At 71.3% G+C, this 13421-nt stretch carries 7 protein-coding genes, 1 pseudogene and 1 riboswitch; of the genes and pseudogenes, 5 read left to right on the top strand and 3 right to left on the bottom strand.

Going from position 1 to position 13421, the window contains the following annotated elements; translation table 11 throughout:
- Both ACFJIT_RS05390 and ACFJIT_RS05385 read right to left on the bottom strand, forming a co-directional pair.
- Positions 1-1644 carry an acyl-CoA dehydrogenase family protein gene (locus ACFJIT_RS05390; protein WP_379655273.1) on the bottom strand — a complete coding sequence of 548 codons (1644 nt, stop codon included), beginning with the start codon at positions 1642-1644 and terminating at the stop codon, positions 1-3.
- Between the two features lie 36 nt (positions 1645-1680).
- On the bottom strand, positions 1681-2238 hold the full coding sequence (locus tag ACFJIT_RS05385) for a hypothetical protein (RefSeq protein WP_130533317.1): 558 nt from the start codon (positions 2236-2238) through the stop codon (positions 1681-1683).
- A gap of 158 nt (positions 2239-2396) precedes the next feature.
- On the opposite strand from ACFJIT_RS05385, the gene ACFJIT_RS05380 reads away from it, so the two are divergent.
- The 4 genes from ACFJIT_RS05380 to pdeM all read left to right on the top strand — a co-directional run bounded on the left by ACFJIT_RS05380 (position 2397) and on the right by pdeM (position 8592).
- Positions 2397-3398 carry a ligase-associated DNA damage response exonuclease gene (locus tag ACFJIT_RS05380; protein WP_379655272.1) on the top strand — a complete coding sequence of 334 codons (1002 nt, stop codon included), beginning with the start codon at positions 2397-2399 and terminating at the stop codon, positions 3396-3398.
- A 157-nt stretch (positions 3399-3555) separates the two neighbouring features.
- Entirely contained in the window at positions 3556-5160 is a 1605-nt protein-coding gene (locus ACFJIT_RS05375; RefSeq protein WP_379655271.1) for an ATP-dependent DNA ligase, read from the top strand.
- Between the two features lie 89 nt (positions 5161-5249).
- Positions 5250-7955, top strand: coding sequence for a DEAD/DEAH box helicase (locus tag ACFJIT_RS05370; protein WP_379655724.1), 2706 nt, complete (start codon positions 5250-5252; stop codon positions 7953-7955).
- The gene (gene pdeM / locus ACFJIT_RS05365; protein ID WP_379655270.1) at positions 7945-8592 is read left to right on the top strand and encodes a ligase-associated DNA damage response endonuclease PdeM; all 648 of its coding nucleotides are present in this window, start codon (positions 7945-7947) and stop codon (positions 8590-8592) included. Before ACFJIT_RS05370 ends, pdeM begins: the two co-directional genes overlap by 11 nt.
- Positions 8593-8609: 17 nt before the next feature.
- Here pdeM and ACFJIT_RS05360 read toward each other — a convergent pair whose 3' ends face one another.
- A complete protein-coding gene (locus tag ACFJIT_RS05360) occupies positions 8610-9860 on the bottom strand; it encodes a multidrug effflux MFS transporter (protein ID WP_379655269.1) in 1251 nt (416 codons plus the stop codon).
- Between the two features lie 308 nt (positions 9861-10168).
- A riboswitch (glycine riboswitch) is annotated at positions 10169-10283 on the top strand.
- 155 nt (positions 10284-10438) lie between these two features.
- Between ACFJIT_RS05360 and gcvP the strand changes: the two are divergent.
- Positions 10439-13326: pseudogene (gene gcvP / locus ACFJIT_RS05355) on the top strand (aminomethyl-transferring glycine dehydrogenase).
- Positions 13327-13421 lie beyond the last annotated feature (95 nt).

Raw genomic sequence — 13421 nt, 5'->3', positions numbered from 1 at the left:
TCAGGGCAACGCACGCGCGATCAGCAGCGCGAAATCCGTCTCCGCCGGCAGCGTGCCCATCGCCAGTCCGTGCGCACCGCCCAGGCGCGAGCGGCAGAACGGCTCGGCCACGGGGCTGCCCGTGCGCAGTAGCGCGCCGGCCTGCAGCAGCAGCGCCAGGCGCTCGACCAGCAGGCGCGCGTCGGATTCGACCATCGCGCGGCCGGCCAGCTGCGCGGCGACGAGGTCCAACTGGCGATCGTAGTCGTGATCCCGCCCGCGCGCGGCGTTCAACTCGTCCAGCAGCGCCTGCACGCAGTCGGGCTCCCTGCCCAAGGCGCGCAGCACGTCCAGGCACTGGATATTGCCGCTGCCTTCCCAGATGCCGTTGAGCGGCGACTGCCGGAACAGGCGCGGCAGGATCGATTCCTCGACGTAGCCGGCGCCGCCCAGGCACTCCTGCGCCTCGTTGACGAAGGCCGGCGCGCGGCGGCACAGCCAGTACTTGCCGATGGCGGTGGTCACGCGCGCCAGCGCGGCCTCGTGCGGATCGTGCGCGGCGCGATCGACCGCGCCGGCCACGCGCAGGGCCAGGGCCAGGGCGGCCTCCCATTCCAGCGTCAGGTCGGCCAGCACGTTGCGCATCAGCGCATGGGCGGCCAGCGGCTGGCCGAAGCTGGCGCGATGGCGCGCGTGATGCACGGCCTGGGCCAAGGCCATGCGCATCTCGGCGGTGGCGCCGAGCATGCAGTCCAGCCGGGTGAGCATGACCATCTGCAGGATGGTGGCCACGCCGCGCCCTTCCTCGCCGATGCGCCGCGCCCAGGCACCGGTGAACTCAACCTCGCTGGACGCGTTGGCCCAGTCGCCCAGCTTGTCCTTGAGCCGCATCAGCCGGAAGGCGTTCTTCTGGCCATCGGGCAGGCGGCGCGGCATCAGGAAGCAGCTCAGCCCGCACGGCGCCTGGGCCAGGACCAGCCAGCCGTCGGACATGGGCGCGGAGAAGAACCACTTGTGCCCGACCAGCGCGTATTCGCCCTCGCCCGCCAGCGGCGTGGCGCGCGTGGCGTTGCTTCGCACATCCGAGCCGCCCTGCTTCTCGGTCATGCCCATCCCCAAGGTGATGCCGGTCTTGTCGGCGATGGGCACATCGCGCGGGTCGTAGTGCGGGGCGGCGGCCTTGTCCGCCCATTCGCGCAGGGCGGGCTCGCGGCGCAGTACCGGGACCGCGGCGTGGGTCATGGTCAACGGGCAACTGGTGCCGGCCTCGGCCTGGTGATGCAGATAGCTGAGCGCGGCCCGGGCGACATGCGCGCCCGGCCGCGGCGTGTGCCAGGACAACCCGGCGACGCCGCCGGCCTTGGCCGCGTGCAGCAGCTGGTGATAGGCGGGATGGAATTCGACCAGATCGATGCGCTGGCCGAAGCGGTCGTGCGTCTTCAACCGCGGCTTGTCACGATTGGCGTCGAAGCCCAGGGCATAGAGTTCGCTGCCTGCCTGTGCGCCATAGGCCTGCAGCGCGGCGGCGAATTCGCCGCCGCCCTCGCGCATGCAGCCCTCGCGCAGCACTACATCGTCGGTCCAGAGATCGCGCGGCGCGAACTCCGGCGGCTGGTTGTCGACCGTGTGGGTCTCGAAGGCGGGCGTGGCGCGGTGTTCCATCATCGGTGTCCTCCCGCGCCGATTGTGCCGCAGGAACGGTCAGCCGCCCTGCTGCAGCGCGACGACCTTGACGTCGACATCCTTGCAGGCCGCGTCGTTGCACACGCCGTTGATCCACACCTGGCCGCTGCCCAGCATCACGCCGTTCTGGTTCACCTGGAGCGCGCCATAGCGCTGGGCGGTGATGACCTGCGCGATGGCAGGCGTCAGGATCTGCTCGTACTGCGCGACGAAGTCCTGCGCGTTGTCGATGCGCCGCTTGCGATCGGCCAGGCGCACCTCGAAGGGATAGCGCATCAGCGCCGCCACCGCGGGGCGGTCGTCCGCCTTGACCGCCGCCTGCAGCCGCTCCAGCACGCTGCGATAAGCCGCGTGGTCGCCAAGCACCTGATCGATGCGGGCATCGACCTCGGCGTCATTGGTGGACGTTTCCTGCGTGGCGGCAGGCGCCGAGGCCGACAGTGCTGCGGCCGGCGCGGAGGCGACCGATGCCGTGGAAGCCGCAGGCGCTGAGGCAACAGGTGCGCCGGCCTGCGGCGCCTCGGGTGCGCACGCGCTCAGCGCAAGCAGCAGCGTGGGTAGCAGCGTTGTTCTCATGAGTCCTCCAAGTCCGCTTGCCTGCAGCTTGCAGGCCAGGGTGTTGTGGCGGCGTAAGCCCGATGCGTCAGCTGCGGTTCGGGTTCGATCTCAAGTTCTGAGACGGCCCGTCCCAACGTTGGCGGCCTGTGCACATCCCAGTCCGCACCCTCCCGACCATGGCCCAAGCCTCAAACGACCTGATCGTCCTGCGTCCCGAAGGGCTGTATTGCCCGGCCGGCGATTTCCATATCGACCCCTGGCGGCCGGTGCCGCGCGCGGTGATCACCCACGGTCACGGTGACCACGCGCGCACCGGCATGGGCCGTTACTGGGCCACGCGCGAGAGCCTGCCGATCCTGCAGTGGCGGCTGGGCGAGCAGGACTACGCCATCCACGATTACGGCGAGGCCTTCCGGATCGGCGATGCGCGCCTGTCGCTGCATTCGGCCGGCCATGTGCTGGGCTCGGCGCAGGTGCGGGTGGAAGTGGGCGATCAGGTCTGGGTCGCCTCGGGCGACTACAAGCGTCAGCCGGACCCGACCTGCGCGCCGTTCGAGGTGGTGCGGTGCGACACCTTCATCACCGAGGCGACCTTCGGCCTGCCCATCTACCGCTGGCCGGACACGCGCGAGGTCGCGCGCGAGATCGTCGCCTGGCGCCGGCACTGCGCGCAGCGCGGCGAGGCGGCGATCCTGTACTGCTATGCGCTGGGCAAGGCGCAGCGGCTGCTGGCCGAGCTGCGCGACCTGGACGATCAGCCGGCGCTGCTGCACGGCGCGATCCAGGCCGGCGTGGAGGTCTATCGCGGCGCCGGCATCGCCATGCTCGATACCTTGCCGGTGTCGGAGACCGCCAAGGGCAGCGACTACGCCGGCCAGCTGATCCTGGCGCCGCCCTCGGCGGCGGGCAGCCCGTGGATCCGGCGCTTCCGCAAGGCGCAGCAGGGCTTCGCCTCGGGCTGGATGCGGGTGCGCGGCAATCGCCGTCGGCGCAATTACGATCGCGGCTTCGTGGTCTCCGACCACGCCGATTGGCCGGATCTGCTGCGCACCGTGCGCGAGACCGGCGCGCGTCGGGTGATCGCCACGCACGGCAATACCGACGCCATCATCCGCGCGATGAACGAGGCCGGCATCGCGGCCGAAGCCTTCCGCACCGATTACGGGAGCGAGGAGTGAAACGGGCCGTGTTGTCGCCTTCGCGCGCTTGCAGTGCTGCCTGCGCAGGCGCGTTCTCGTCCTCATCGCGCGGCTGTGCCGTGGGACCGAAAGCGAAGTCCCTGGATTCCCGCGTGCTCGGGAATGACGAGGAAGACGTTGCGCAGGGGTGGTCGGCATGAAGCGCTTTGCCGAGCTGTACAAGGCGCTGGACGAGAGCACCGCCACGCTGGACAAACGCGCGGCGCTGATCACCTATTTCCGCGATGCGCCGCCGCGCGATGCGGTGTGGGCGCTGTACCTGCTGGCCGGCGGCAAGATCACCGGCCCGCGGCAGAAGATCGCCGGCACCGGCGAGCTGCGTGCGTGGATCGCGCAGGAATCGGCGACGCCGGACTGGCTGGTGGACGACAGCTACGACCATGTCGGCGACCTGGCCGAGACCCTGGCGCTGCTGCTGGACGACCCGGCCGCCCCGCCGCCGGACGTGGGCCTGGCCGAATGGATCGAGGAGCGTCTGCTGCCGGTGGCCAACCGGGACGAAGCCGTGCGCCGCGCGGTCATCGTCGAGGCCTGGCATGCCCTGCCCTATGCGCAGCGGCTGGTGTTCAACAAGCTGCTGACCGGCGCGCTGCGCGTGGGCGTGTCGCAGCGGCTGGTGCAGCAGGCGCTGGCGGAAATGAGCGGCATCGACATCGCACGCATCGCCCAGCGCATGCTCGGGACCTGGGCGCCAACGCCGCAGTTCCTGCAGGATCTGCTTTCCGACGAGGAGCTGCCTGGCGATCGCCAGCAGCCGTATCCGTTCTTTCTGGCCTCGCCACTGGAGGCCGAGGTCGGATCGCTGGGCGACATCGGCCACTGGCGCCTGGAATGGAAGTGGGACGGCATCCGCCTGCAGCTGATCCGCCGCCACGGCGAGGTGGCGCTGTGGTCGCGCGGCGAGGAGCGCCTGGACGGCCGCTTCCCGGAGATCGAAGCGGCCGCGGCCACACTGCCGCGCGACTGCGTGATCGACGGCGAGCTGCTGGCCTGGCGCGCCGGCGAGGACGCGCCGCTGCCCTTCACCGCGCTGCAGACGCGCATCCAGCGTCGCAAGCCCGGCGCCAAGACGCTGGCCGACACGCCCGCGCGCGTGCAGGCCTACGACCTGCTGGAGCTGGACGGCGAGGACCTGCGCGAGCAGCCGCTGGACCAGCGCCGCGCCCTGCTGGAACAGCTGCTCACCGCGCACGCCGATCCGCGCATCGTCCTGTCCTCGCAGGTCCAGGCCGCCGACTGGGAAGCCGCCGCGCAGCTGCGCGAGGATTCGCGCACGCGCGGCGTGGAGGGGCTGATGCTCAAGCGCGGCAGTTCCACCTACCAGGGCGGCCGCCGGCGCGGCGACTGGTGGAAGTGGAAGATCGATCCGCTGACCATCGATGCCGTGCTGCTGTACGCCCAGGCCGGTCACGGCCGGCGCAGCACGCTGTACACCGACTACACCTTCGGCCTGTGGGACGGCGACACGCTGGTGCCGGTGGCCAAGGCGTATTCGGGGCTGGACGATGCGGAGATCCTCAAGCTGGACAGCTGGATCCGCGCGCACACCACCGAGCGCTTCGGGCCGGTGCGCGCGGTCACGCCGCACCACGTGTTCGAACTGGGCTTCGAGGCGGTCAACCTGAGCAAGCGGCACAAGTCCGGCGTGGCCACGCGCTTCCCGCGCATCCTGCGCTGGCGCCACGACAAGCCGATGGCGCAGGCCGACCGGCTGGAAGACCTCAAGGCGCTGGCGCGGTGACGCCCCGCAAGACCGCGGCGACCGGCCGCACCGGCAAGGCGCAGCCGAAGGCGACGCGCCCGACGCGCGCGCGCGCCTTCGACGCGCCGCTGCAGGCCTGGCTGGGCACGCGCGGCTGGAAGCCGCTGCCGTTCCAGCGCGAGGTCTGGCAGCACTACCTGGCCGGCCGCTCCGGCCTGCTGCACACCCCGACCGGCAGCGGCAAGACCCTGGCCGCCTTCGGCGGCCCGCTGTTCGAAGCCCTGCACGAAGCTGCCTTGAGCCCCTCTCCCCCCGGGAGAGGGGTTGGGGTGAGGGTGCGTCCGAAGACAAGAAGCGCAACCGCACCAGATCTGCCTGCTGAACTAGCGCTTCAGACAGCGGCGACGCCCAAGGGCTCTTCTTCCAACCGCGAGGAAGCAGAACCCACCCCACCCCCCAAAAAAAAGAACAACCGCGTCCGCCCCCTCCAGGTGCTGTGGATCACCCCGCTCAAGGCGCTCGCCGCCGACACCACCCGCGCGCTGAGCGAGGCCATCGCCGGCGTCGGCCTGGACTGGCAGGTCGGCCAGCGTACCGGCGATGCCAGCGCGCGCGACAAGCGTCTGGCCCGCGCCGGCAAGCTGGACGTGCTGGTGACCACGCCCGAGTCGCTGGCCCTGCTGCTGTCCTATCCCGACACCGCGCCCCAGCTGCGCCAGATCCGCGCGGTCATCGTCGACGAATGGCACGAGCTGCTGCCCAACAAGCGCGGCGTGCTGCTGCAGCTGGCACTGGCCCGCCTGCGCGCTCTCTCGCCGCGTATGAAGACCTGGGGGCTGTCGGCGACGCTGGGGAATCTGGAGGAGGCTGCGGGGGCGTTGATGCCGGTGGTCGAGGCGGGACCGGGGACGGGGGACCCGGGACCCGGGAAAGCGCTGGCCGCAGGTGTCACGGCCACCGGGCAAGCCAACGCTTCTGTTTCACTCCCGGGTCCCGGGTCCCCGGTTCCCGGTCCCGGCTTCGCCCTCGTCTCCGGCGTCCGCCCCCGCACCCTGGTGATCGAGACCCTGCGGCCCAAGGCGGGCGAGCGCTTCCCGTGGTCGGGCCATCTGGGTTTGGCGCAGCTGGCGCGCGTGCTGGACAAGCTGATGTCGGTGCGCACCAGCCTGGTGTTCACCAATACCCGCGCGCAGGCCGAGCTGTGGCACCAGGCGCTGGCCTCGGTCTGGCCCGAGGCGCTGGAGACCCTGGCCCTGCACCACGGCTCGCTCGGCCCCAAGCTGCGCGCGCAGGCCGAGGCCGGCCTGCGCGCCGGCACGCTGCGCTGCGTGGTCGCCACTTCCAGCCTGGACCTAGGCGTGGACTTCCCGGCGGTGGACCAGGTGCTGCAGGTCGGCAGCCCCAAGGGCATCGCGCGCCTGCTTCAGCGCGCCGGCCGCGCACGCCATCGTCCGGGCGAGGCCGGCCACGTGGTGTGCGTGCCGACCCACGCGCTGGAACTGGTCGAGTACGCCGCCGCGCGCCAGGCCATCGCCCGCAACGCGATCGAGCCGCGCCACGCCCCGCGCCTGTCGCTGGACGTGCTGGCCCAGCACTGCGTCACCCTGGCGCTGGGGGGCGGCTTCGAGGCGGACGCGCTGCTGGCCGAGGTACGCAACACCCAGGCCTTCGCCGCGCTGGACGAGGTCACCTGGCGCGCGGTGCTGGACTTCATCGAACGCGGCGGCAGCGCGCTGGACCGCTACCCGGATTTTCACAAGGTGGTACGCGACGAGGACGGCGTCTACCGCGTGCACGACCGCAAGGTCGCCCTGCGGCACCGGCTGTCCATCGGCACCATCACCAGCGACGGCGCGGTGCAGGTGAAGTTCCTGCGCGGCGGCGGGCTGGGCTCGATCGAGGAGCAGTTCGTCGGCCGCCTGCGGCGCGGCGACCGCTTCCAGTTCGCCGGCCGCACGCTCGAGCTGGTGCGCCTGGAAGACATGACCGCCTACGTGCGCGTGGCCAAGCGCGGCGACGGCACCGTGCCCAAGTGGATGGGCGGGCGCATGCCGCTGTCCTCCGAGCTGGGGCACGAAGTGGAGGCCGTCTTCGGCGGCGACCACAGCGCGCCGGAGCTGCGCGCGATCGCCCCGCTGCTGTCCCTGCAGGCGCGCCTGTCCGCCCTGCCCGCGCCGGGCAGCCTGCTGTGCGAGCGGGTCAGGGCGCGCGATGGCCTGCACGTGTTCCTGTACCCCTTCGCCGGACGCCAGGTGCACGAGGGCCTGGCCGCGCTGCTGGCGCTGCGCTGGGGCCGGCTGCACGCCAACACCTTCGCCTTCGCCGCCAACGACTACGGGCTGGTGCTCTCGCCCGCCAATGCGGTCGAGCTGGAAGAGGACACCCTGCGCGCCCTGCTCTCGCCCGAGCGGCTGCTGGAGGACCTCACCGCCAGCCTCAACCTGGGCGAGCTGGCGCGCCGCCAGTTCCGTGAGATCGCGCGCGTGGCCGGCCTGCTGCCGCCGTCCCTGCCCGGCAAGACGCCGCGCAGCATGCGCCAGCTGCAGGCCTCCAGCGGGCTGCTGTTCGACGTGCTGACCCGCCACGACCCCGACCACCTGCTGCTGCACCAGGCCCAGCGCGAGCTGTTCAGCGGCGTGCTGGAACTGGACCGCCTCACCGACACCCTGCACGATTGCGCCCGGCGCCAGCTGCGGCTGTGCGCCCCGGCCAGCCTGACGCCGTTGTCCTTCCCGCTATGGGCCGAGAGCCTGCGCGGGCAGCTCAGCACCGAGGACTGGAGTACGCGCGTGCAGCGCGCCGCGCAGCAGCTGGAACGCAAGCATGGCCGTTGAGCTGGACCTGATGCTGGCCGGTGAACCGATGCGCGCCCTGGGCGACCGGGCGCTGTACTGGCCCGCGCGCCGGCGCCTGCTGATCGCCGACCTGCACCTGGGCAAGGGCGACATCTTCCGTCGCGCCGGCATCGCCCTGCCCAGCGGCGGCACCCACCACGATCTGGCCCGGCTGGCGGCGCTGGTCGAACACACCGGCGCGCACGAGCTGTGGGTGCTGGGCGACGTGCTGCACGGCCCGGCGCCGCAGGCCAGCTGGCGCGGGCATGTGGACCGGTGGCGGCGCCAGCATCATCACCTGCGCGTGATCGCGCTGGCCGGCAACCACGACCGCGACCTGGACGCCGCCGCCGACCTGGGCTTCGAAGCGTTTCCGGACAGCGTCGAGGACGGGCCGTTCGTGCTGCGCCACCACCCGCAGCCCGACCCGCAGCGGCACGTGCTGTGCGGCCATCTGCATCCGGTGTTCAAGGCGCCGGGCACCACGGTGCGCTGGCCGGCCTTCCTGCTGCGCCAGGAGATGACGGTGCTGCCGGCGTTCTCGCAGTTCACCGCCGGCGTGGTGCCGGACCTGGCCCCGGGCGAGCGGCTGATCGCCTGCGTCGAGGGCCAGGCGATCGCGCTGCCGCCGGCCTGAGTGGCGGCGGCGGGCTTCTAGACGTTGTCCTGCGGCTCCAGGCGCGGGGTGATCGCGTCCTGGCGCGGCAGGCGGCGGCCGGCGCGGCGGTCGGCCTTCCAGCACAGCCAGCCGGCCAGGAAGAACGCACTGGCGGCCAGCGCCAGCTTGACCGGGTTATGCGCCACCAGCGGCGAGACCACGCCGGCGACCAGCGCGCTGACCATCAGCTGGACGAAGGCCTGCAACGAGGACGCCAGCCCGCGCTGATGCGGGTACAGGTCCAGCACGGCCAGCGCCAGGATCGGGAACACCAGGCCCATGCCGGTGCCGGCCACGAAGATCGGCAGCACCGCCCACGGCACCTGCAGGCGCGGCGCCAGCAGCGCGTAGACGATGCTGGCAATGCCGGACACGCCGCAGCAGACGAAGCCCAGCCGCGCCTGGGTGGCCGGCTTCATCCTGCCGGCCATGCGCCCGGACAGCCACGCGCCCAGGGTCATGCCGCCGATGGTGGGCAGGAACAGCCAGGCGAACTCCTGCTCGGTCTTGCCCAGCAGTTCGAGCACGAACACCGGCGCCGAGGCGATGTAGAGGAAGACCCCGCCGAAGGCCAGCGCGCCGGACGCGGCCAGCCGCTGGAAGCGCCGGTCCAGCCCGATCGAGGCATAGCGGCGCGCCAGCCCGCGCGGCGACAGCGGCGTGCGCGCGTCCACGGGCAGGGTCTCGGGCAGCCAGGCCGCGGTGGCCAGCAACAGCAGCAGGCCGAAGACCATCAGGAACCAGAAGATCATCGGCCAGCCAAGGCCGGTGCCCAGGATCCAGCCGCCCATGATCGGCGCGATGGCCGGGGCGATGCCGAAGATCATCGACACCTGGCTCATCAGCTTCTGCGCCAGCGGGCCGGCGTAGAGGTCGCGAATCACCGCGCGGCCGACGATCATGCCGGCGCCGGCCGAGAAGCCCTGCAGCGCGCGGAACAGCAGCAGCGTGCCCAGATCGCGCGACAGCGCGCAGCCGGCCGAGGCGGCCACGAACACGCACAGCCCGGCCAGGATCACCCGCCGCCGCCCGAACGCGTCGGACAGCGCGCCATGGGCCAGGCTCATCACGCCATAGGCCAGCAGATAGACGCTGACGGTCTGCTGCACCGCGGTCTGGTCCACGCCCAGGCGCTGGGCCAGCTGCGGGAAGGCCGGGAAGATCGTGTCGATGGAGAACGGGCCGAACATCGCCAGCCCCGCCAGCAGCAGGGCGAGACGGCGGGTCGAGGTGGCGGGCAACGGCATGCGGGGGTCCGGGAAAGCGGGGGCCTGCCGCGCGGACGGCACGGCGGGCGCGCCGCGCGCAGGGCGCGGCGTGACGGGGAAGGAAGGCGGGTTGGTGCTCATGATAGGCGCTGCGCGCAGCGTCTTGCCGCACGGCACTGAACAGGGCTCGCGCGGCTCGCGCTGCCGCAGGCGATACGCACCCGTCCGCGGCCCGTATAATCGCCAGGGCAACACAGGTGGGAGAAGCGGCGCGGGGCCATGCCAGGCCCGCACCGCTGCCGAAGGCGCAACGCCCGTAATCGCTCAGGCCCGATACCACCGCAGGCAGCACACACTCTGGAGAGACCGGCCGCCCGCGAGGGTCGGCGCCGGCGCCGAAGGGGCACAAGGCGCAGTCCAGCGCGCCTCCAAACTCTCAGGCAGAAGGACAGAGGGGCGCGAGAGGATGCTTCCATCCGCTCGTCGTTCCCGCGCAAGCGGGAACCCGGCGACGTTGCCCGCGGCCAGGCCGCAGGCCGGCGCCGGATCTCCGCTTCGCGCGGGGGGACGCGGCCAGGAGGGGAGGTCCGTTCCATCCCGCGTGCCCTCTTCTTCGGATGCCTGCCATGTCCCAGCCCTCCCCGTCCTTGCGCGACCTCGAACACCACGCCGCGTTCGTCGAACGCCATATCGGCCCCAACGACACCGAGATCGCGCAGATGCTCGAGGCGGTCGGCCACCCCAGCCTGGATGCGATGACCGACGCCATCGTCCCGGGCAAGATCAAGTCGCCCGCCGCCCTGGCCCTGCCGGAAGGCGTCACCGAAGAGGAGGCGCTGGCCAAGATCCGCGCCATCGCGCAGAAGAACCAGGTGTTCAAGAGCTTCATCGGCCAGGGGTACTACGGCACCCACACGCCCAAGGTGATCCTGCGCAACATCCTGGAGAACCCCGCCTGGTACACGGCCTACACGCCCTACCAGGCCGAGATCTCGCAGGGCCGCATGGAAGCGCTGATCAACTTCCAGACCCTGTGCGCCGACCTGACCGGCATGGAGATCGCCAACGCCTCGCTGCTGGACGAGGCCACGGCCGCGGCCGAGGCGATGACCCTGGCCAAGCGTTCGGCCAAGTCCAAGTCCAATGTCTTCTTCGTCCACGACGCGGTGCATCCGCAGACCCTGGAGCTGCTGCGCACGCGCGCCGAGCCGCTTGGCATCGTGCTGGAGCTGGGCACCCCGGCGCAGGCGATGGAGGCCGACGCCTTCGGCGTGCTGCTGCAGTATCCGGACACCTTCGGCGAGCTCTCGTTCGACACGCTCGCCGGCTACCAGGCGCTGACCGACGCGGTGCATGCGCGCCAGGGCCTGGTGGCCGTGGCCACCGACCTGCTGGCGCTGACCCTGATCGCCGCGCCCGGCGAATGGGGCGCGGACATCGTGGTCGGCAACTCGCAGCGCTTCGGCGTGCCGTTCGGCTTCGGCGGCCCGCATGCGGCGTTCATGGCCTGTCGCGACGCCTTCAAGCGCTCGATGCCCGGCCGCCTGATCGGCGTGTCGATCGATGCGCAGGGCAACCCGGCCTACCGCCTGACCCTGCAGACCCGCGAGCAGCACATCCGCCGCGAGAAGGCCACCTCCAACATCTGCACCGCCCAGGTGCTGCTGGCGGTGATGGCCTCGATGTACGCGGTCTACCACGGCCCCGAGGGCCTGACCCGCATCGCCCGCCGCACCCATCGCCTGGCAGCGATCCTGGCCGCCGCGCTGCGCGGGGCGGGCGTGCAGGTCGGCGAGCACTTCTTCGACACCTTGCACGTCAAGGCCGTCGATGCCGACGCGCTGCACGCCCGTGCGCTGCAGGCCGGCATCAACCTGCGCGTGATCGACAGCGAGGCGCTGGGCATCAGCCTGGACGAGACCACCACCCGCGCCGACATCGTCGCCCTGGGCGAGCTGTTCGGCGTGGAGGTCGATGTGGACGCGCTGGACGCGGCCAGCGCCGATGCGCTGCCGCAGGGCCTGGTGCGCACCAGCGCGTTCCTGCAGCACCCGGTGTTCAACACCCACCACAGCGAGCACGAGCTGCTGCGCTACATGCGCGCCCTGGCCGACAAGGACCTGGCGATGGATCGCACCATGATCCCGCTGGGCAGCTGCACCATGAAGCTTAACGCCACCGCCGAGATGATCCCGGTGACCTGGCCGAGTTCTCTGCGATCCATCCGCTGGCGCCGGCCGCGCAGTGGGCCGGCTACCGCCAGCTGATCGACGAGCTGGAGGCCATGCTGGTCGAGTGCACCGGCTACGACGCGGTCAGCCTGCAGCCCAACTCCGGCGCGCAGGGCGAGTATGCCGGCCTGCTGGCGATCCGCGCCTACCACCGCTCACGCGGCGAGGGCCATCGCGACATCTGCCTGATCCCCGAATCGGCGCATGGCACCAATCCGGCCTCGGCGCAGATGTGCGGCATGAAGGTCGTGGTCACCAAGTGCGATGCCAACGGCAACGTCGATGTCGAGGACATCCGCGTACAGGCCGAGAAGTATTCCGACCGCCTGGCCGCGCTGATGATCACCTACCCGTCCACGCATGGCGTGTTCGAGGAGGACATCGTGGCCATCTGCGAGGCCGTGCACGCGCACGGCGGCCAGGTCTACACCGACGGCGCCAACATGAACGCCCTGGTCGGCGTGGCCAAGCCGGGCAAGTGGGGCTCGGACGTGAGCCACCTCAACCTGCACAAGACCTTCTGCATCCCGCACGGCGGCGGCGGCCCGGGCGTGGGACCGTGCGCGGTCAAGTCGCACCTGGCCCCGTTCCTGCCGCGCACGCTGGGCGGACAGGGCGAGGTGGGCATGGTCTCGGCAGCCAGCTTCGGCTCGGCTTCGATCCTGCCGATCAGCTGGATGTACATCACCATGATGGGCAGCGCCGGGCTGCGCAAGGCGACCCAGGTGGCGCTGCTCAACGCCAACTACATCGCCAAGCGCCTGGCACCGCACTACAAGACGCTCTACACCGGCCGCAACGGGCTGGTCGCGCACGAGTGCATCCTGGACGTGCGTCCGCTGGAGAAGACCACCGGCATCAGCGCCGAGGACATCGCCAAGCGCCTGATCGACTTCGGCTTCCACGCCCCGACCCTGAGCTTCCCGGTCGCCGGCACGCTGATGGTGGAGCCGACCGAGAGCGAGTCCCAGCACGAGCTGGACCGCTTCATCGACGCCATGATCCAGATCCGCGAGGAGATCCGTGCGGTCGAGGACGGCCGCCTGGAACGCGAGGACAACCCGCTCAAGCACGCCCCGCACACCGCCGTGCAGGTCTCCGGCAGCGAGTGGACCCACGCCTACCCGCGCGAGCTGGCGGCCTTCCCGCTGCCCTCGCTGCGCCAGGCCAAGTACTGGCCGCCGGTGGCGCGCGTGGACAACGTCTACGGCGACAAGCACATCATGTGCGCCTGCATCCCGGTCGATGCCTACAAGGAAGACGTCGAGGCCTGATCCCAGGCCCGGGTCGAGACTACGAAAGCCCCGCCTCGGCGGGGCTTTTCGTTGCCGGCGGTGTCACAGGGCGATGACGCGCCAGGTCACATTCC

Source organism: Pseudoxanthomonas sp. UC19_8 (assembly GCF_042700505.1).
GTDB lineage: Bacteria > Pseudomonadota > Gammaproteobacteria > Xanthomonadales > Xanthomonadaceae > Pseudoxanthomonas_A > Pseudoxanthomonas_A winnipegensis.
This window is presented reverse-complemented; position numbering and strand designations above follow the sequence as displayed.

What these genes read in the sequence shown, in the direction of transcription:
- ACFJIT_RS05375 (WP_379655271.1), top strand. Translation starts at nt 3,556, where the DNA reads ATGAAGCGCTTTGCCGAGCTGTACAAGGCGCTGGACGAGAGCACCGCC.
- ACFJIT_RS05390 (WP_379655273.1), bottom strand. Translation starts at nt 1,644, where the DNA reads ATGATGGAACACCGCGCCACGCCCGCCTTCGAGACCCACACGGTCGAC.
- ACFJIT_RS05385 (WP_130533317.1), bottom strand. Translation starts at nt 2,238, where the DNA reads ATGAGAACAACGCTGCTACCCACGCTGCTGCTTGCGCTGAGCGCGTGC.
- ACFJIT_RS05380 (WP_379655272.1), top strand. Translation starts at nt 2,397, where the DNA reads ATGGCCCAAGCCTCAAACGACCTGATCGTCCTGCGTCCCGAAGGGCTG.
- pdeM (WP_379655270.1), top strand. Translation starts at nt 7,945, where the DNA reads ATGGCCGTTGAGCTGGACCTGATGCTGGCCGGTGAACCGATGCGCGCC.
- ACFJIT_RS05360 (WP_379655269.1), bottom strand. Translation starts at nt 9,860, where the DNA reads ATGCCGTTGCCCGCCACCTCGACCCGCCGTCTCGCCCTGCTGCTGGCG.